Origin of the sequence: Streptomyces sp. NPDC059788 (assembly GCF_042732265.1) — a bacterium.
Lineage (GTDB): Bacteria > Actinomycetota > Actinomycetes > Streptomycetales > Streptomycetaceae > Streptomyces.
In genome coordinates, this window is record NZ_JBHWHY010000004.1 from 219,447 (window position 1) to 236,640 (window position 17,194).

Below are 17,194 nucleotides of genomic sequence, written 5' to 3' on the forward strand. Positions count from 1 at the left end.
GCCGCGCCGTCACAGGAGTGCGGACGGCTCGGCCGAAGCGGGCCTGGGCTTGCAGGTGAAGCCGAGCTGCCGCAGCGCCCGCACCATCTCCCCGGCGCTGAAGTCCCGCGGGTCCTGGCCGGTCACGATCCGCCCGACCTGCTTGACGGGGTAGGCGACGGACCCGACGAGCACGGAGTCGCCGCTGATGGGCTCCGGGTCGACCGCGCTCATCTTCTGCTCCACCTCGTTCGCCTGCAGGTAGAAGAAGACGCCGGCGATGGTGACACGCATCATGCCTCAACAAGGGGTGAGCAGGAATGGAGCCTGAGCCCTCAGCCTCTCACGCCCCGCCCGTCCAAGGGTCCCGTTCGCCACCCGAATCCGGGTCACCGCGAACGCGTGTGCCCTTCTTCCGTACCGCGTACCCGCAGTCCGGCGATCTCGGTACGCGGCGGCCGGTCACCCGACAGCAGCAGAGTGGTGATGCGGTCGGCCGGTCCGGCGGCGAAGTGCACCCGGCCGCCTTCGAGCGGTACGACGGTGCCGCCCTCGTCCAGCGGGATGCCGGTGAGCGCGCCGAGCCAGGCGGCGGCGCCGCGCGGGTCGGGTGTCTCGACGAGGAAACCGGCGAGGTCGAAGGCCCCGCGGTCGACGCGGCCGGAGGCCTCGTGCTCGCGGCGCAGCGCGGGGTCGGCGCGAACGGTGATGAAGAACGGGGCCCAGGGCGGCACCCCGGCGCCCGTCAGCATCACTTCCTGGAAGGTGACCCGGCCTTCCAGGAAGGAGAAGTCGTGTACGTCGACGGCGTGTCCCGCACGGCGCAGCCGCTCGGTGGTGGCGGCCGTGTCCGTCACATGGACCGCGAAGTTCAGCGGCCCGCCGCCGGCCGCCAGGAGCGCGTCGACGCGGGGCTGCCAGCCGGCCGTCGCCCGGCCGAACGCGGAGGGCGCGAACGCCGCGCGGTCGACGACGGTGAGGATCTCGACGTACCGGTCGTCCAGCCGCCAGGCGCCGTTCTGGAAGCCCTCGTGCACCGGGTTGGTGTGCGCGGGCAGTCCGGCCGCCGTGTAGTCCCGTACGGCCGCGGCCACATCCGGTACGCAGTGCAGCAGATGGTCGAAGCGCGGTGCTTCCGTCGTGCGGAGATCCGGGATGTGGATCGGCTGTGCGGCGGTCATGACACCCTCCCCGAGTTGGTTAGGTAAGCCTAACCGAAAGAGTGACAGGGAGCCGTGCGCCGGGCCCCGGGGCGAACGCCGTTCAAACAGAACGGCGTTCCCCGGACGGGCTGCCGGTCGGACCCGTACGCAGGCCTACAGGCAGGCGTACACGGCGCCGCTCAGTCCAGCAGCTCGTAGGCGGGCAGGGTCAGGAACGCCGCGTAGTCGGTGTCCAGGGAGACCTTCAGCAGGAGGTCGTGGGCCTGCCGCCACTTGCCGGCGGCGAAGGCCTCGTCGCCGATCTCGGCGCGCAGCGCGGCCAGTTCCGCGTCGGCGATCTTACGGACCAGGTCCGCGGTGGCCTTCTCGCCGTTCTCGAACACGACGCCCGCGTCCACCCACTGCCAGATCTGCGACCGGGAGATCTCGGCGGTCGCCGCGTCCTCCATCAGGCCGAAGATGGCGACCGCGCCGAGGCCGCGCAGCCACGCCTCGATGTAGCGGGTGCCGACCCGGACCGCGTCCACGAGCCCCTGGTAGGTGGGCCTGGCGTCGAGGGAGTCGACGGCGATGAGGTCGGCGGCCGAGACCGACACGTCCGCGCGCAGCCGGTCCTTCTGGTGCGGCCGGTCGCCGAGGACCGCGTCGAAGGACGCGCGGGCGACCGGGACCAGGTCGGGGTGGGCGACCCAGGAGCCGTCGAAGCCGTCGCCGGCCTCGCGGTCCTTGTCCGCGCGGACCTTGGCGAGCGCCGTCTCGTTGGCCTCCGGGTCGCGGCGGTTGGGGATGAACGCCGCCATGCCGCCGATCGCGTGCGCGCCGCGCTTGTGGCAGGTGCGGACGAGGAGTTCGGTGTAGGCGCGCATGAAGGGCGCCGTCATGGTGACCGCGTTGCGGTCCGGCAGCACGAACTTCTCGCCGCCGTCGCGGAAGTTCTTCACGATGGAGAACAGGTAGTCCCAGCGGCCCGCGTTCAGGCCCGAGGCGTGGTCGCGCAGCTCGTAGAGGATCTCCTCCATCTCGTACGCGGCGGTGATGGTCTCGATGAGGACCGTGGCGCGGACGGTGCCCTGCGCGATGCCCAGGTAGTCCTGCGCGAAGACGAAGATCTCGTTCCAGAGGCGGGCCTCCAGGTGCGACTCGGTCTTCGGCAGGTAGAAGTACGGGCCCTTGCCGAGGTCCAGCAGGCGCTGGGCGTTGTGGAAGAAGTACAGGCCGAAGTCGACCAGGGCGCCGGGGACCGGTGTGCCGTCGAGCCGGAGGTGGCGCTCGTCGAGGTGCCAGCCGCGCGGGCGCACGACCACGGTCGCCAGCTCCTCGGCCGGCTTGAGGGCGTAGGACTTGCCGCTGCCCGGGTCGGTGAAGTCGATCCGGCGCTCGTAGGCGTCGATCAGGTTCACCTGGCCGCCGATGACGTTCTCCCAGGTGGGGGCGGAGGCGTCCTCGAAGTCGGCGAGCCAGACCTTCGCGCCGGAGTTGAGCGCGTTGATGGTCATCTTGCGGTCGGTGGGCCCGGTGATCTCCACCCGGCGGTCGTCGAGCGCGGCGGGCGCCGGGGCGACGCGCCAGCTGTCGTCGTCGCGGACGGGGGCGGTCTCCGGCAGGAAGTCCAGGCTGCTGGTGCGGGCGATCTCGGCGCGGCGCGCGTCGCGGCGGGCGAGCAGTTCGTCGCGGCGCGGGGTGAACCGGCGGTGGAGTTCGGCGACGAAGGCGAGCGCGGCCTCCGTGAGGATCTCGTCCTGGCGGGCGGGGGCCTTGCCGGGGTCGACGTCGACGATGGCCAGCGGGGACGGCGCTGGTGCGGACATGAGCTGTCACTCCATTCAGCGGCGGTGCCCGGGCGGCCGCCGGGGCGGGTGCGCGGCACGGGGTGCCGTGGGCCGCGGCCGGCGGTGGCGGGCGCCGTAGGGGTTCAGGGCGCTTCTGACCAGTGGAGAGTAGTTTCCTTATCGCGGAACTTCAATGGTTTGTTGACGTCGAGATTCTCTCCGTCGACAGAAGCGGCGGCCGGATGACTCCGAGTGCCACCGCGGTCACCGCCCCTCGCCTGCCCGCGGCGCGCCCGGCGACGCCAGGCGGAACAGGTCCCCCGGCGTGTCGATGTCGTACGGCTCGGCCACGTCCGCGCACTCGACGAGCGTGAGGGCGTCCTCGTGCTCGCGCAGATAGTCGCGCGCCCCGCGGTCCCCGGCCGCGCCGGCCGCGACCGCCGCCCACCGCCCGGCCCCGAACAGCACCGGATGCCCGCGCCGCCCGCCGTACGCCGCCGCGACCAGCTCGGCCCCGCCCTCGTACGCGGTGATCACGCGCGCCACCGCCGCCGCGCCGATGCCCGGCTGGTCCACCAGCGAGACCAGCACCGCGCCCGCACCGGAGTCCGCCAGGGCGGCCAGTCCGACGCGCAGCGAGGAGCCCATGCCCTGTGTCCAGTCCGGGTTCTCGGCCGTCACGTACGCCGCGAGGTCGGCCCGCTCCCGTACGGTGCCGGCCGCCGCGCCCAGCACGATGTGCACCGGATCGCAGCCGCCCTCCCGCAGCACCCGGGCCGCGTTCTCGACCAGCGGCCGGCCGCGGAAGTCCAGCAGGGCCTTGGGGCGGCCGCCCAGCCGCCGCCCGCCGCCCGCGGCGAGCAGCAGCCCGGCGACCGGGCGGTGGGCGGAAGAAGCGGCGGAGGGGGTGTGTGCCATGGGGCCTGCTTACCTCATGACGGGGCGCGGCGGAGCGGTGCGGGGTCCGGCGTGGCGGGCGGGGGCGGGGCCGGACCAAGGACCGTATCGCAGGACGGCGCCCGGCGCGCGTCGGAATTCGGTGATCCTGATTTCGCTCTCCGTGTGGCGCGGACCGCGCAGGGTGGCGTTAACTGGCCCGCATCGCGGAGCGGGTCAACGGCCTTGGAGGGTGCCGTAGTTGTGGAGCAGAGGCAGAAGTACAGGCGATTCGCAGGAGCCGGGGGCGATCCGCGGGCCGTCGCCCTGTGCGGCGCGGTGGCCCGGCTGCGCCGGGAACTGGCGCTGCACCCGGCGGAGTTGCCCGATCGTGCGACCGCCGACGACGAACTGGCCGCCCTGTACGCCGTGGTGAGCGCCGGTGACCCCGAGGTCTCCCGGCTGCGCCGCTCCCTGCTGCTGATCGCGGGCGCGGTCGGCTCGGTCAGCGCGCTGGCGCCCGCGCTCACGGACCTGCGCGAGCTGATCGGCTTGTACGGGGAGGTGCCGCGCCGCTTCTGATCCCCGGCCGGGGTCCGCGCCGCGGTGCTACGCCGGGTTCTGGTTGGCCAGCGCCACCGAGAGCTCGGCCGAGATCTCCTGGAGCACCGGCACGATCTTGTCGATCGACGCCTCGGTCACCCGGCCGGTCGGGCCGGAGATGGAGATGGCCGCCGCGGTGGGGGAGTCGGGTACCGGCACCGCGATGCACCGGACGCCGATCTCCTGTTCGTTGTCGTCCATCGCGTACCCGAGTGCGCGCACCTCTTCGAGGGCGTTCAGGAAGCGGTCCGGGTCGGTGATGGTCTTCTCGGTCGCGGCGGGCATGCCCGTACGGCCGAGCAGCGCGCGCACCTCCTCCGGCGGATGGCCCGCCAGCAGCGCCTTGCCCACGCCCGTCGAGTGCGGCAGCACCCGGCGGCCGACCTCGGTGAACATCCGCACCGCGTGCCGGGACGGCACCTGCGCCACGTACACGATCTCGTCGCCGTCGAGCAGCGCCATGTTGGCCGTCTCGCCGGTCTCCTCGACCGCGCGTGCCAGATACGGCCGGGCCCAGGTGCCGAGCAGGCGCGAGGCGCTCTCGCCGAGGCGGATCAGCCGGGGGCCGAGCGCGTACCGGCGGTTCGGCTGCTGGCGGACGTAGCCGCAGGCGACGAGGGTGCGCATCAGCCGGTGGATCGTCGGCAGCGGCAGCCCGCTGCTCGTGGACAGCTCGCTCAGGCCGACCTCGCCACCGGCGTCGGCCATCCGCTCCAGCAGGTCGAAGGCGCGCTCAAGGGACTGGACGCCACCGCCGGCGGCTGCGGGCTTGGCTGCGGCGGCGGAAGTGCTGGCGCTGGACGGCGGCACGACGCGTTCCTTTCGGGGCGGGTGGTGGCGGGCTCGGCGCAGGGCTTGGGTGTACGGGTGCCGGGACCGACCCGCAGAAGCCTACCGGTCTCCGCTGCCGGACACACCGCCTGTCGCACACTCGTTCTGGCCGGTCAGGGCCCGTGCTCCGGCCGTGCCCGGCCGCTAGCCGCGATCACCCCGGCCCGGCCACTGGCCATAGCTACGTTCTGCTGAGCGGAACTTCGTATCCATTCTGTGGAATCCTCCAATCGCCCATGGAGGCTGTTTTCCCGTCAAGCAATCCGCGCGCGCGGTTTTCTCGACCGGCGCGATCCGTGCCACGGCGGCGCGGGAAGAGGGGTCTTGACGGGGTGCGGACCCATAGGAAGACTCCTTCAACAGAAAGTTGAATTCCGTGGTGCGGAAGCCCACGGGCCGTACACGAGGAGGGAGACCGGGTGTCCGGGATCGATCTGGTGCTGCGCTCCACGCGCGTCGTCACCCCGCAGGGGACGCGCGCGGCGGCCGTCGCCGTACGGGACGGCAAGATCGCGGAGCTGCTCCCGCACGACGCCCCCGCACCGGCCGGGGCGCGGGTCGAGGACTTCGGCGACGACGCGCTGCTGCCCGGCCTCGTCGACACCCACGTACACGTCAACGACCCCGGACGCACCGAGTGGGAGGGGTTTTGGACCGCCACCCGCGCGGCGGCGGCCGGCGGCATCACCACCCTCGTCGACATGCCCCTCAACAGCCTGCCGCCGACCACCACCGAGGCGAACCTGCACACCAAGCGTGAGGTCGCCCGCTCCAAGGCGCACATCGACGTCGGCTTCTGGGGCGGCGCCGTACCCGGCAACGTCAAGGACCTGCGCCCCCTGCACGACGCGGGCGTCTTCGGCTTCAAGTGCTTCCTGTCCCCGTCCGGCGTGGACGAGTTCCCGCAGCTCGACCAGGCGCAGCTGGCCGCCGCGCTCGGCGAGATCGCCGGCTTCGGCGGCCTGCTGATCGTGCACGCCGAGGACCCCGGCCACCTGGCCGCCGCACCGCAGCCGCACGGCCCCAAGTACGCCGACTTCCTCGCCTCCCGCCCCCGGGCGTCCGAGAACGACGCCGTCGCCGGGCTGATCGCGCTCGCCCGGCAGACCGGTGCGCGGGTGCACATACTGCACCTGTCCTCCTCGGACGCGCTGCCGCTGATCGCCGGCGCCCGCGCCGAAGGGGTACGGATCACCGTCGAGACCTGCCCGCACTTCCTGACCCTGACCGCCGAGGAGATCCCGGACGGCGCCACCGAGTTCAAGTGCTGCCCGCCGATCCGCGAGGCGGCCAACCAGGACGCGCTGTGGCGGGGCCTGGCCGACGGCACGATCGACTGCGTCGTCTCCGACCACTCGCCGTCCACCGCCGACCTGAAGACCCCGGACTTCGGCGACGCCTGGGGCGGCATCTCCTCCCTCCAGCTCGGTCTGCCCGCCGTCTGGACCGCCGCCCGCGGGCGCGGCCACACCCTGGAGGACGTCGCCCGCTGGATGGCCACCGCCCCGGCCGCGCTCGTCGGCCTGCACCACAAGGGCGCCGTCGCGCCGGGCCGGGACGCGGACTTCGCGGTGCTCGACCCGGAGGCGACGTTCACCGTGGACCCGGCCGGGCTCCAGCACCGCAACAAGATCACGGCATACGCGGGACGGACGCTGCACGGCGTCGTACGGTCCACCTGGCTGCGCGGCCGGCGGATCAACGACGGCGGGACGCTGACCGCGGCGTCGGGGGAACTGCTGGACCGACGGCCGTAAGATGCCGGGGAACGTGCCGGGACGGCCGCCGTGCGGCGCCCGGCGCGCCCTCAGGGCCGCCAGCCGGTTTCCGCCGCCCACGCCTCCGCGACCTCGGCCACCAGGTCCACGACCGGGTCCTTGACCTCCGCGTAGCTGCCGATGTCCGCCGTCCGGTGGGCGAGTTCGCGCTTGAAGCGGGCGTACGCCGGGACCGCCCCGGGGTGCGCCCGGAACCAGTCGCGGAACAGCAGGGCCAGCCGCTCGTTCGGCGAACCCGCGCACCGGACATGGAGGTTGACGTCCGGTCCGGGCCCGCCGCGCCGCGTCCACAGCCGCTTCGCCCAGCGGGCCGGATCGTCGTCCCGGCCCGCCGGTACGTGGTCCCGCTCGTGCCGTGAGCGGACGAAGCCCCGTGCCGCCAGCGGAGCGTCGAACGCGGCGTCGGCCGCCGCCAGGTCCGTCACGCTCACCTGGAGGTCGAAGACGGGCTTGGCCGCCATCCCGGGGACGGACGTGCTGCCGATGTGCTCGGCGCGCGTGGCCACCGGCGCGAGCGCGGACAGCAACTCCCCGGTGAGCGAGACCCCTTCGGCCGCCCACCCCGGATGGGCGTCGACCAGCAGGGCCCGCGCTTCATGGCTCTCCCCGGACTCCGCCACGACCTCCAGGAACGCGTCGTGCAGCGCCCCGTTCGTGATCAGCACCGAGCCGTCCCCCGCCAGGACGGGCGCGCCGGTAAGATCCGTGATCCGGCCGCCGCCCTCCGCGACGATCACCGGCAGCGGGGCGAGATCGTGATATGCCATCGCGGGGCCCGCGATCACCCAGGCGTCCGCCCGCCCGGCGAGGACGTCCACCACACCGCCGCCGGTCGGTACGAGCAGCACCCTCCGGTGCAGCGCCGTCAGCAGCGACTCCGGCCACCCCGCGATGTTGTGCGCCTGCGTCCTGGCGCCGCTCAGCTCCGTCCGGCCGCCGGCGCGCAGCCGCCCGTGGCCCGTCCGCAGCGCCTCCAGCGGGTCCGGGTCCTCGCCGGGCAGCAGCCAGCAGCCGAGGCCGCGACCGGCCGCCACCGTCTGACGGCTCATCGGGAGGTGCACCACACCGATCGCGGGCCCGTGCTCGTCCTCGTACGCCAGGTCGCAGGAGAACGTCGGCACCCGGTCGGTGAACTGCCGGGTCCCGTTCACGGGGTCGATCACCCAGCGCCGCCCGGACGTCCCGGCCCGCGGCCCGGCTTCCTCCCCGAGCACCGCGTCCGCGGGGAACGCGGCGGCCAGTTCCTTGCGTACGAGGTCCTCGACGGCGAGGTCCACCGAGGTCACCTCGGTCCCGTCCACCTTGCGTTCGGACGTCAGGTCACCGTGGAAACCCTCGGCGGCCAGCCGCCCGGCGCGTGTGGCGAGCCGGACGGTGAACGCGAACAATTCCGGGGAGACGGGCGGGGCTTCGGTGGCAAGATCCATGGCCCGAGCCTGCCACAGGCCCTCCCGGGCCGGTGCGGCGGCGCTACTGTCTACGGAGTCCACGTGGCACCGTCCCCGGAGTCCGTGCGGCCCGGTGCGCCGGGTGCCGGACGTCACCGGGCGCCTGCCTCGCCCTGGGGAGGAGCGGCATGGAACACGAAGAGCTGCTACGGCGCTTCGCGACGCTGACCACGGCCCACCTCGCGGACGCGTGTCTGCGCACCCGGACGCCGGTGCGCTGCGCGCCCCCGCCGCTGCGGGCCCTGACGCCGGGCAGCCGGCTCGCCGGCCGGGTGCTGCCCGCCCGGCACGCGGGCAGTGTCGATGTCTTCCTCGAAGCGCTGGAGGCCGCCGCCCCCGGTGACGTGCTGGTGGCCGACAACGGCGGCCGGACCGACGAGAGCTGTGTCGGCGACCTCGTGGCCCTGGAGGCCAGCGCCGCCGGGCTCGCCGGCATCGTCGTCTGGGGCCTGCACCGCGACACCGCCGACCTGCGCGAGATCGGGCTGCCGGTCTTCAGCCTGGGCGCGACCCCGACCGGCCCGCTGCGCCTGGACGCCCGCCCGGACGGCGCCCTGGACAGCGCCGCGGTGGGGGAGTGGACGGTCGGCCCCGCGGACCTGGTGCTGGGCGACGACGACGGCGTGCTCTTCCTGCCCGCCGCCGACGCGGCCGGACTCCTCACGTGCGCGGAGACGATCCGCGACACCGAACGCCGCCAGGCCGACCGCATCCGGGCCGGGGTGCCGCTGCGCCGGCAGCTGGACTTCGCCGCCTATCTCGCCGGGCGCCGGCAGAACCCCGCACTGACATTCCGCGACCATCTGCGCGCGGTGGGCGGGGCCGTTGAGGAATGACGGCTCCGCACGCGGGCGCCGGGAACACCAGCGGTGCGAAAGCGCCGCCGCCGCTAATTCTTCGGGCACAGATGGGTGTGCACGGCCTGCAGAATCTTCTCCGACTGCGCCGCGTCGAATTGCGTGGCCCCCGAGAAACGCTGCCGCGTCAGGTCCACCTGCTTGGCGTGGTCCTTCGGGAAGGAGTGGATCGAGCCGCAGGTGCTTCTGCCGCGGCTGACCGCGCGCTCCGGCTTGCCGTTCACGATGTCCCGGGAAATCGCGTCCAGGGCGGCTATGTAGCGCGCCTGTGTCGCGGCGTTCGGCTTCGGGGGAATTCCGAGGCGCTGCTCCGCGTCCTCGATGGCCTTGGACGGCGCCGCGTCCCCCGACGCGGTACCGGCGCCCGTGGCCGCGGCGGCCGGCCGGTTCTCGCTCTTGGCGCCGCCTCCGCACGCGGTGAGCCCCGCGGCGGCGACGAGAGCGGCGGACACGGCAATGGTGGTGCGGTGGTTCACGATTCTCCCCTGACCCGTGGACATGAGCGGTCATTCTGACAGGGAAAACGCCTGGTGCTAAGGGGCATTGGAAAAAATGAAGTTCCCTGTTCTCACAGGTGCCGCGGTGCGCCGGGCGCTGGCGGTCATTCCGCGAGGGCCGTCCAGAACATCAGCTCGTACGCCTGGAGCAGCCGGCCGTAACGGTGCGCGAGGCGGGGCGTCACCCGCGACGTGTCGAGGCCGTACCGGACGGCGGCGCGGGCGAGTGCGGTGAGTTCCGCGGCGGGTTCGGCGAAGAAGTCGAAGAACGCGCACGCCGCGCCGGGAAAGGCGTAGCGGGTACGCAGCGCGTGCGCGACGGTGGCGCAATATCCGCCCCAGGCCGCGAAGTTGGCGCTCAGGGCGATCACCACGTCGACGGGCTCGGCGTCCAGCGCCAGCCGCGCCACATACGACGGATACGCCTGGCACCCGGGCCGCGGCTCGTAGTCCCGTACGGCGCCGGCGCCGAGCCCGCAGGCGTCCGCGAGGCCGCCCAGCGCGCCGAGCGCCATCGACTCGCCCTCGGCCAGCGCCTCGAAGAAGGCCGTCACCGGCGGGTCGCCGTCGGCGCGCCGCGCCAGGTGGCGGAAGCTGCGCCGGTCCGAGGCGATGATCTGGTGCTGTTCGAGGGCCAGCACCGCGAACACCTCGCGCGGCGCCTCGCCCGCGGCGATCCGGGCGACCAGGGGATTGCCCGCCGCGCCGGGCGCCAGTTCGCGTACCGCGGACTCCAGGAGGTCTTCGGCGGTGGGCGCCCCGGGTGCTCCCGGCCTGCCCGAGGCGGACGCGTCGTTCTCACGGGCCATGATCGGGCCTCCCCGCGTGCGGTCTCGTGCGCACCGGCAAGTCTAGAGCGCCGCACGGCCCGTACGGGGAGGCCGACACGGTCAGCGCGAGGGGGACGCTCCCCGCGCACGGCCGTCCTGTTCGGCGATGGCGTCCGCGACGAAGGTGTCCACCACGCCGTTCGCGACGAGGACCGGCACGCGCTTGCCCTTCATGTCGACGTAGACGTGCGACTTCGCCTCCGCGACCAGCGCCGGGAGCTGTGCGCGCAGGCGCTGCGCCGTCGCCTCGTCGCCCGTACGGGACGCCTGGACCATGCGCAGTGCCGTGCGGGCCGCGTGGCCCCACGCGGCCGTCGCGTCGAGCCAGGGCTCGCTGTCGGCGACGAAGCCACGGTCGGGCAGGGAAGCGCGCAGTACGGCCGGTGCCTGCTGGAGTTCGCGCAGCGCCGCGTCCAGGCGCGCCGCGCTGCCGCCGTCCCGGAAGCGCCGTATCGCGGCGGCGAGCTCTGGGGACTGCTGGGGGTTGAGGGCGGAGCCGTAGTGGGCGTCGGCGAAGGCGCGCAGGGCCCGCTCGGTGCGCGGGCTGCCGCCGGACAGCTCCCGGAGCGCCGCGGTCCAGGAGGCGCGGGCGTCGTAGGCGTGGTCGTTCCAGGCGTAGTCGGCCACCGTGTACAGGGCGATCTTGGAGGCGGCGGGCTGGATCATGGGATTGGCCGTGATCCCGGCGAGCCGTCCGGGCAGTCCCCGCTCCCGCCCGCTGAACGGCCCGAGCAGCAGCCGGTCGGTGACGTAGTCGTTGACCGGATAGTTGTCCCAGGTGAGGATCGGGTGCCCGAAGACCTGCCGGGCCGCGTCCGCCTGCGCGTTGGTCATGACCGGCGCGATCACGCCCACCCCGGTCCACTCCACGAGCACGTCCGGGTCCAGCTTCGTGCGCAGTGCCGCCTTGTAGGGCGTCGCCCGCACGTCGTAGTACTCGGTCGGCACCATCTGGAGCCGCTGCGCCCCTTCGTCCCGGCGCGGGGCGACGAACTCCCGGTTCACCCGGTTGAGGAGGTGCGCCTGGGCGGCCCCGGCGGCGGCACCGCCCGTGCCGAAACGTTCCTTGTCCGCCGCGCAGTTCCAGTCCGTGTAACTGATGTCGTCCAGCGGCACCGCGAAGGTCCGTACACCGATGTCCCACAGCGCCTGGAACTTGCCGGTCAGCACCTTCAGGTCGGCGTCCGAGCCGTAGCAGACGGACAGGCCGGGGGAGAGCGCGTAGCTGAACTCCACATGGCGGGCCCGCGCGCGGTCCACCAGCTCCTTGATCTGCGCGAGCCGGTCCGCCGGATAGGGCGAGCGCCACTTCTCGCGCAGGTACGGGTCGTCCTTGGGCGAGTAGACGTAGGTGTTCATCTTGTGCGCGCCGTAGAAGTCGAGCTGGTCCAGGCGCGCGGCGTGGGACCAGGGGGTGCCGTAGAAGCCCTCGATGACGCCGCGCAGCGGGGTGGCGGGCCAGTCGCGTACGGCGGTGGCGCGGACCCGGGCGCCGGGGCGGTCGCGGCGCGGGAGCAGTTGGCGCAGCGTCTGGGCGGCGTAGTACGTGCCGGTGGCGTCCGCGCCGGCCAGCGCGATCCGTCCGCCGCCGACGGCGAGGGCGTACCCCTCGGCGGGCAGCCCGGCTGTGCCCCGCGCGCCGAGGTCCGCCAGGGTCCGCGCGGCGCCCGCGCCGTCCACGTACACGGTCAGGTTCCGGCCGCCGGGCGCCCGCGCCGCCCGTACGACCCGGTCGGCGCCCGCCCGTTCCAGCGCCCGTTCGACGACCTCCAGCGCCGGTCCGTCCGCCTGCGGTCCGGCCACGACGGTGACGGTCGGGGTGATGGTGACCCGGCCGCCCAGGGCACGGACGGACTGCGGGGCCGGGGTGATGGCGGCCCCGCCGGCCGCCGGTCTGTCCCGGCCGCCGCCGGGGCCGGTGGAGGCGGCGGCGGGCGGGATGGTCAGGGGGGCGACGGCCAGGGCCAGGGCGAGAGCGGCGGTGGCCGCGGTGCGCGTACGGTGCATCGTTCGGTCCTCCTCGGTACGACGAGGTGCGCGAAACCGGCGTGGTGCGCGAACCGGCGTGGTGCGTGTGCGCCGGGCGACAGCAGGGTTCACCCGGCACCGGCGGAGGACAATGGATTTTTGCGCCGGGTGGATGGACGTTCCGGCTCAGGGTGTACGAGTCGGCCCGCCCGTCACGGCCCCCTCAGCGGTTCTTCGCGATGATGAAGATGATGCTCATGAAGGCCAGCAGGACGTGGGTGGCCACGACGTAGATGAAGACGCGTACGTAGACGCCCCGCGGCGGTTTGTTCTCCACGTACTTCCGCGCGGGGGCGGGGGACGTCGCGGGGGCGGCCTGGGGGGTCGGGTCGTCGGACATGGCAGAGGTTCCTTCCTCGGTCACAGGCCGCGGCGCGGTGCGTTGTCGCCGAGGCACAGCTCGGCCGCGCCGCTCTGCAGCAGCGTGTGGACGAACAGCAGCTCCGTGCCCCCGCGTGTGGCGGCGGCGATGCGGTGCGGGGTCAGCGAGTCGAAGTGGGCCGCGTCGCCGGGGTCCAGGACGTGGGCCGTCTCGCCGAGCGTGAGCCGCAGCCGCCCCTTGAGGACGTACAGCCACTCCTCGCCCGGGTGCACCCGCACCAGGTCGCCCTGCGCGCGCTGCGGTACGTGCACCCGCAGCGCCTGCATGGCCCGCCCGGCGCCGCCCAGCGTCCAGTACGTCCAGCCGCCCGCCTCGGACGGCTCGGCGCGGCCGGCCCGCACGATCGGGTCCCGCTCCGGCGCCGTCTCGCCGAGCAGATCGGATACCGTTGTTCCGTACATCCGGGCCAGGGCCAGCAGCATCGGCAGCGACGGCTGGCGCTGGTTGGTCTCCAGCCGGGACAGGTGCGCGGGCGACAGTCCCACCCGCCGGGCGGCCGTCTCCAGCGTGAGGCCGGTACGGCGCCGCAGCTCGCGCAGCCGGGGCGCGACGGAGGGCAGCTCGTCGGGGAGGTCGCCCGGGGCGGGCCCGGCAGCGGTGTCGCTCATGTATCCGGTATAGCCAGCTTTCGCCTCTCGGGCAAAAGTTTTGCCTCACAGGCAAGTCACTGCTTCCGGGACATATCGCTCGCCCGTCCGTGCGCCCTCCGGTGAACTCGTGGGAAACATCCGCTCCTTGGCATTGACAGGTACCTGTCTACGCGCGTCATGCTGGGTCCATGAAGATCCCCCCACGCATCACCCGGTTCGGCGCCGTCGGCGCCCTCGCGTCGGCCCTGCTCGTCGGCGGGCCCGCCGTCGCCGCCACACCCACGACGGCCGCCGCCCCCGTGGCGCACACGGCCACCGCCCGCCCGGCCGCGCACGTCGCGTCGGTCGGCGACATCTGTTATTCGAAGCTGCCCTCGCAGGCCCACGACACCCTGCACCTGATCGCCAAGGGCGGCCCCTTCCCGTACCCGAAGGACGGGACGGTCTTCAGCAACCGGGAAGGCATCCTCCCCGCCCAGGGCAAGGGCTACTACCACGAGTACACCGTGAAGACGCCGGGCTCCCCGGACCGCGGGGCCCGGCGCATCGTGACCGGTGAGAAGAAGAACGAGGACTACTACACCGCCGACCACTACAAGTCGTTCGACCTGGTCGACCGGAGCTGCTGAAACGATCATCCGGTCGGCGCGGCGGAGGGCGGGGCGCTTCCCCGGCCTCCGCCGCCGCGTTTGGCGCCGCAGTGGCCGACATTCCCGGTCGGCGAGGGCCGGGGCGGCCCGGCCCGGAAGCCGTCACCGCCGGTGCCGCGGCCCTTCCGCCCGGTCGGTTCCCGGCGTTCGGCGGGCACCGGAACACACCCCCGCGAGAGGATTGTCAGTGGTCCCCGGTAGCGTTTCGGTAGAAACGACGAATGGGCGGGCAACGGTGGCAAAGGGACCAGGAGGTGGTCACCTGCGGCGCGGCACGGCCCAGGAGGCGCCGTGTGCCCGGCTGTTCCGCGGGGGCGCGGCGACGGGGTTTTCAGTCGATTGAGACAAGGAAGGCGGCGAACTGCCGTGTACCGCTGGGAGATCACCCGGGCCGCTCTGGCGCAGCGCGTTTTCGCCGTCGTCCGCAGCGAGACCTACGACGAGGCCAGCGCCACCGCCGACACCCTGCTGTCCGCCGGGATCACCAGCCTGGAGATATCCCTGACGACGCCGTTCGCGCTGGAGGCCGTCACCACCCTCAGCCGTGAGCTGGGCAACGACGCCGTCATCGGCGCCGGCACGGTCCTGGACGCCGTCTCGGCCCGGATGGCCGTGGACGCCGGCGCCCGCTTCCTGGTCTCGCCCAGCCTGGACGCCGAGGTCATCCGCACCGGCCACCGCTACGGCGTCCCGGTCTTCCCCGGCGTCGCCACCCCCACCGAGATGGTGCGCGCCCTGGAGCTGGGCGCCGACGCGCTCAAGCTCTTCCCCGCCTCCGCCCACCGCCCGGACTGGCTCCGCGACGTCCGCGCCGCACTGCCGCAGGCGCCGGTGCTACCGACCGGCGGCGTGACGGTGGACAGCGCGCCCGAGTGGATAGCCGCCGGCGCGGTGGCCGTGGGCATGGGCTCGGCGCTCTCGGAAGGCGACCGCGAGACGGTCGCCAAGCGCGCCACCGACCTGCTCGCCCGCCTCGCGGATGCCGCGCCGCAGCCGCCCGCCGGACCGGGGACGCCGGGCCTCTACGATCTCTGAGGCCGCCCCGCCCGCCCGGATACCGCAGGTGAAGCACTCCCCACGGATGACGTGGGGTCACCCGGCTCCTCCGTGGGGCCGATGCCGCCCGCCCGCGGTGTACGTACGGTGACGGAAATGCCTACGAGGGGCGGACAGGACCATGCCGGAAATCATCGACCTGGGCGCGTACGGCCCGGACTTCGTCACCGACCCGCATCCGTACTACGCCAAGCTGCGCGCCCAGGGCCCGGTCCACCGGGTCCGCATCCCCGAGTACATGGACGTGTGGCTCGTCGTCGGGCACGAGGAAGCGCGGGCCGCGCTGGCCGACCCCCGGCTGGCCAAGGACTGGTCCCACGCCGCCGCCCCCGTCCTGGGCCCCGAGGAGGACGAGTGGCAGCTGATGAACATGCTCGACGCCGACCCGCCACAGCACACCCGGCTGCGCAAGCTGGTGGCCCGGGAGTTCACCTCCCGCCGCGTCGAGGCGCTGCGCCCCCGCGTCCAGCAGATAACCGATGACCTTCTGGACGCCATGCTGGCCGCGCCCGAAGACCGCGCCGACCTCGTCGAGGCGCTCGCCTTCCCGCTCCCGATGACCGTGATCTGCGAACTGCTCGGCGTGCCCGACATCGAGCGGGACACCTTCCGCGTCTGGTCCAACGAGCTGGTCTCGCCGACCAGTCAGGAAGCGTCGATGGCGGCCGCCCGCGACATGGCCGCGTATCTGGACGTCCTGATCGAGGCCAAGCGGCAGTCGCCGGGCGAGGACCTGCTGAGCGCGCTGGTGCGCACCAGCGACGAGGACGGCGACCAGCTCTCCCGCCAGGAACTTGTCGGCATGGCCTTCCTGCTCCTGGTCGCGGGCCACGAGACCACCGTCAACCTGATAGCCAACGGCACACGCGCGCTGCTCCAGCACCCCGAGCAACTTTCCGCCCTGCGCGCCGACTTCTCCCTCCTGGACAACGCCGTGGAGGAAATGCTGCGCTACGACGGCCCCGTGGAGAACGCCACCTTCCGGTTCGCCGCCGAACCCGTCGAAATCGGCGGCACGGTCATCCCGGCCGGCGAGGTCGTTGTCGTCTCACTGGCGGCGGCGGGCCGGGACGCCGAGCGCTTCACGGCCCCCGACACCTTCGACATCACCCGCGAGACGCGCGGCCACATCGCCTTCGGCCACGGCATCCACTTCTGTCTCGGCGCCCCGCTCGCCCGTATGGAGGGCCGCATCGCGGTCCGCACCCTCCTGGAGCGCTGCCCCGACCTGGCGCTCGACGTCGAGAACGAGGCGCTGACCTGGCGCCCGGGGATGACGATCCGCGGCCCCCACCACCTGCCGGTGCGCTGGCGCTAGGTTGTGCTGTTCGCAAAGGTGCGGGGCCCGCGTGAGCGGCGGCCCCGCACCGGTGTGACCACTACTCCGTCGGGATCGGGCCCACGTACTCCAAGGTCCAGGTTTCCTGGAACTCGGGCTTCGGCGGTACGAGGGTGATCTGCGCGCCGCGGTGTCCGGCACGCAGGGCGAGCCCCTTGTCCGACAGGATCTTGACGCCGCCGATGACCTGGTCGAAGGAGAACTGCGACCACTCGGCGCGCGGCACGCTGTTGACGAAGACCTTGTCCTCGGGCACGACGAGGCCCGCGGCCGGGTGGTAGGCGAGGTGGATCACGTACGGCGATCCGGTCTGGGCTTCCTGCCCGGCCTCGAGGTGGTCGATGATCCACTCCTGCTCGATCGGGAGCGGGTTGAAGCGGTCGGTGATGACGGGAGCACCGTGCTTGACCGCGTACTCGGTGGCCGTCAGCAGGCTGCCGGGGCCGATGATGTGCGCGTGGATCTTGTACTTGCCGGGCTTGACCGGGATCGGAGCCATGGACGGATGTCCTCTCTCA

17 protein-coding genes and 1 pseudogene are annotated in these 17,194 nt (G+C 73.2%); 6 read left to right on the forward strand and 12 right to left on the reverse strand.

What is annotated here, in order from left to right:
• Positions 1-9: 9 nt before the first annotated feature.
• The 4 genes from ACFV57_RS05550 to ACFV57_RS05565 all read right to left on the reverse strand — a co-directional run bounded on the left by ACFV57_RS05550 (position 10) and on the right by ACFV57_RS05565 (position 3,829).
• Positions 10-276, reverse strand: coding sequence for an SCO5918 family protein (locus ACFV57_RS05550; RefSeq protein ID WP_385225984.1), 267 nt, complete (start codon positions 274-276; stop codon positions 10-12).
• A gap of 92 nt (positions 277-368) precedes the next feature.
• Positions 369-1,160, reverse strand: a complete 792-nt coding sequence (locus ACFV57_RS05555) for a VOC family protein (RefSeq protein ID WP_385225986.1) — start codon at positions 1,158-1,160, stop codon at positions 369-371.
• A 161-nt stretch (positions 1,161-1,321) separates the two neighbouring features.
• A complete protein-coding gene (aceB, locus tag ACFV57_RS05560; RefSeq protein ID WP_385225988.1) occupies positions 1,322-2,950 on the reverse strand; it encodes a malate synthase A in 1,629 nt (542 codons plus the stop codon).
• A gap of 225 nt (positions 2,951-3,175) precedes the next feature.
• Positions 3,176-3,829 carry an NTP transferase domain-containing protein gene (locus ACFV57_RS05565; RefSeq protein ID WP_385225990.1) on the reverse strand — a complete coding sequence of 218 codons (654 nt, stop codon included), beginning with the start codon at positions 3,827-3,829 and terminating at the stop codon, positions 3,176-3,178.
• A 222-nt stretch (positions 3,830-4,051) separates the two neighbouring features.
• Here ACFV57_RS05565 and ACFV57_RS05570 point away from each other — a divergent pair, with 222 nt between their 5' ends.
• On the forward strand, positions 4,052-4,369 hold the full coding sequence (locus tag ACFV57_RS05570; RefSeq protein ID WP_385225992.1) for a DUF5955 family protein: 318 nt from the start codon (positions 4,052-4,054) through the stop codon (positions 4,367-4,369).
• A gap of 27 nt (positions 4,370-4,396) precedes the next feature.
• Here ACFV57_RS05570 and ACFV57_RS05575 read toward each other — a convergent pair whose 3' ends face one another.
• The gene (locus ACFV57_RS05575) at positions 4,397-5,200 is read right to left on the reverse strand and encodes an IclR family transcriptional regulator (RefSeq protein WP_385225994.1); all 804 of its coding nucleotides are present in this window, start codon (positions 5,198-5,200) and stop codon (positions 4,397-4,399) included.
• A gap of 440 nt (positions 5,201-5,640) precedes the next feature.
• Here ACFV57_RS05575 and allB point away from each other — a divergent pair, with 440 nt between their 5' ends.
• Complete coding sequence (allB, locus tag ACFV57_RS05580; protein WP_385225996.1) at positions 5,641-6,978, forward strand: allantoinase AllB; 1,338 nt, start codon at positions 5,641-5,643, stop codon at positions 6,976-6,978.
• 50 nt (positions 6,979-7,028) lie between these two features.
• On the opposite strand, the gene ACFV57_RS05585 is transcribed toward allB, so the two are convergent.
• Positions 7,029-8,426, reverse strand: coding sequence for an inositol monophosphatase family protein (locus ACFV57_RS05585; protein ID WP_385225998.1), 1,398 nt, complete (start codon positions 8,424-8,426; stop codon positions 7,029-7,031).
• A gap of 149 nt (positions 8,427-8,575) precedes the next feature.
• On the opposite strand from ACFV57_RS05585, the gene ACFV57_RS05590 reads away from it, so the two are divergent.
• Positions 8,576-9,283 carry an RraA family protein gene (locus tag ACFV57_RS05590; RefSeq protein WP_385226000.1) on the forward strand — a complete coding sequence of 236 codons (708 nt, stop codon included), beginning with the start codon at positions 8,576-8,578 and terminating at the stop codon, positions 9,281-9,283.
• Positions 9,284-9,336: 53 nt separating this feature from the next.
• On the opposite strand, the gene ACFV57_RS05595 is transcribed toward ACFV57_RS05590, so the two are convergent.
• The 5 genes and pseudogenes from ACFV57_RS05595 to ACFV57_RS05615 all read right to left on the reverse strand — a co-directional run bounded on the left by ACFV57_RS05595 (position 9,337) and on the right by ACFV57_RS05615 (position 13,649).
• Complete coding sequence (locus tag ACFV57_RS05595; protein WP_385226002.1) at positions 9,337-9,780, reverse strand: hypothetical protein; 444 nt, start codon at positions 9,778-9,780, stop codon at positions 9,337-9,339.
• Positions 9,781-9,905: 125 nt separating this feature from the next.
• Positions 9,906-10,610 (reverse strand): transcriptional regulator, encoded by a 705-nt coding sequence (locus ACFV57_RS05600; protein WP_385226004.1) that lies wholly within the window; start codon positions 10,608-10,610, stop codon positions 9,906-9,908.
• A 114-nt stretch (positions 10,611-10,724) separates the two neighbouring features.
• Positions 10,725-12,638, reverse strand: a pseudogene (locus tag ACFV57_RS05605) (beta-N-acetylglucosaminidase domain-containing protein); the annotation flags it as partial.
• Between the two features lie 184 nt (positions 12,639-12,822).
• Positions 12,823-12,999, reverse strand: coding sequence for a DUF6126 family protein (locus ACFV57_RS05610; protein WP_385226006.1), 177 nt, complete (start codon positions 12,997-12,999; stop codon positions 12,823-12,825).
• A 20-nt stretch (positions 13,000-13,019) separates the two neighbouring features.
• Positions 13,020-13,649 carry a helix-turn-helix domain-containing protein gene (locus tag ACFV57_RS05615; RefSeq protein ID WP_385226008.1) on the reverse strand — a complete coding sequence of 210 codons (630 nt, stop codon included), beginning with the start codon at positions 13,647-13,649 and terminating at the stop codon, positions 13,020-13,022.
• Between the two features lie 170 nt (positions 13,650-13,819).
• Between ACFV57_RS05615 and ACFV57_RS05620 the strand changes: the two genes are divergently transcribed.
• The 3 genes from ACFV57_RS05620 (at position 13,820) to ACFV57_RS05630 (ending at position 16,655) form a co-directional block, all read left to right on the forward strand.
• The gene (locus tag ACFV57_RS05620; RefSeq protein WP_385226010.1) at positions 13,820-14,260 is read left to right on the forward strand and encodes a ribonuclease domain-containing protein; all 441 of its coding nucleotides are present in this window, start codon (positions 13,820-13,822) and stop codon (positions 14,258-14,260) included.
• Positions 14,261-14,647: 387 nt separating this feature from the next.
• The gene (locus tag ACFV57_RS05625) at positions 14,648-15,316 is read left to right on the forward strand and encodes a bifunctional 4-hydroxy-2-oxoglutarate aldolase/2-dehydro-3-deoxy-phosphogluconate aldolase (RefSeq protein WP_385226012.1); all 669 of its coding nucleotides are present in this window, start codon (positions 14,648-14,650) and stop codon (positions 15,314-15,316) included.
• A 142-nt stretch (positions 15,317-15,458) separates the two neighbouring features.
• Complete coding sequence (locus tag ACFV57_RS05630; protein ID WP_385226014.1) at positions 15,459-16,655, forward strand: cytochrome P450; 1,197 nt, start codon at positions 15,459-15,461, stop codon at positions 16,653-16,655.
• A gap of 61 nt (positions 16,656-16,716) precedes the next feature.
• On the opposite strand, the gene ACFV57_RS05635 is transcribed toward ACFV57_RS05630, so the two are convergent.
• A complete protein-coding gene (locus ACFV57_RS05635; protein ID WP_385226016.1) occupies positions 16,717-17,175 on the reverse strand; it encodes a hypothetical protein in 459 nt (152 codons plus the stop codon).
• Between the last annotated feature and the right edge of the window lie 19 nt (positions 17,176-17,194).

What these genes read in the sequence shown, in the direction of transcription:
- ACFV57_RS05610 (WP_385226006.1), bottom strand. Translation starts at nt 12,999, where the DNA reads ATGTCCGACGACCCGACCCCCCAGGCCGCCCCCGCGACGTCCCCCGCC.
- ACFV57_RS05555 (WP_385225986.1), bottom strand. Translation starts at nt 1,160, where the DNA reads ATGACCGCCGCACAGCCGATCCACATCCCGGATCTCCGCACGACGGAA.
- ACFV57_RS05565 (WP_385225990.1), bottom strand. Translation starts at nt 3,829, where the DNA reads ATGGCACACACCCCCTCCGCCGCTTCTTCCGCCCACCGCCCGGTCGCC.
- aceB (WP_385225988.1), bottom strand. Translation starts at nt 2,950, where the DNA reads ATGTCCGCACCAGCGCCGTCCCCGCTGGCCATCGTCGACGTCGACCCC.
- ACFV57_RS05550 (WP_385225984.1), bottom strand. Translation starts at nt 276, where the DNA reads ATGATGCGTGTCACCATCGCCGGCGTCTTCTTCTACCTGCAGGCGAAC.
- ACFV57_RS05620 (WP_385226010.1), top strand. Translation starts at nt 13,820, where the DNA reads ATGAAGATCCCCCCACGCATCACCCGGTTCGGCGCCGTCGGCGCCCTC.
- ACFV57_RS05585 (WP_385225998.1), bottom strand. Translation starts at nt 8,426, where the DNA reads ATGGATCTTGCCACCGAAGCCCCGCCCGTCTCCCCGGAATTGTTCGCG.
- ACFV57_RS05590 (WP_385226000.1), top strand. Translation starts at nt 8,576, where the DNA reads ATGGAACACGAAGAGCTGCTACGGCGCTTCGCGACGCTGACCACGGCC.
- ACFV57_RS05630 (WP_385226014.1), top strand. Translation starts at nt 15,459, where the DNA reads ATGCCGGAAATCATCGACCTGGGCGCGTACGGCCCGGACTTCGTCACC.
- ACFV57_RS05600 (WP_385226004.1), bottom strand. Translation starts at nt 10,610, where the DNA reads ATGGCCCGTGAGAACGACGCGTCCGCCTCGGGCAGGCCGGGAGCACCC.
- ACFV57_RS05635 (WP_385226016.1), bottom strand. Translation starts at nt 17,175, where the DNA reads ATGGCTCCGATCCCGGTCAAGCCCGGCAAGTACAAGATCCACGCGCAC.
- ACFV57_RS05615 (WP_385226008.1), bottom strand. Translation starts at nt 13,649, where the DNA reads ATGAGCGACACCGCTGCCGGGCCCGCCCCGGGCGACCTCCCCGACGAG.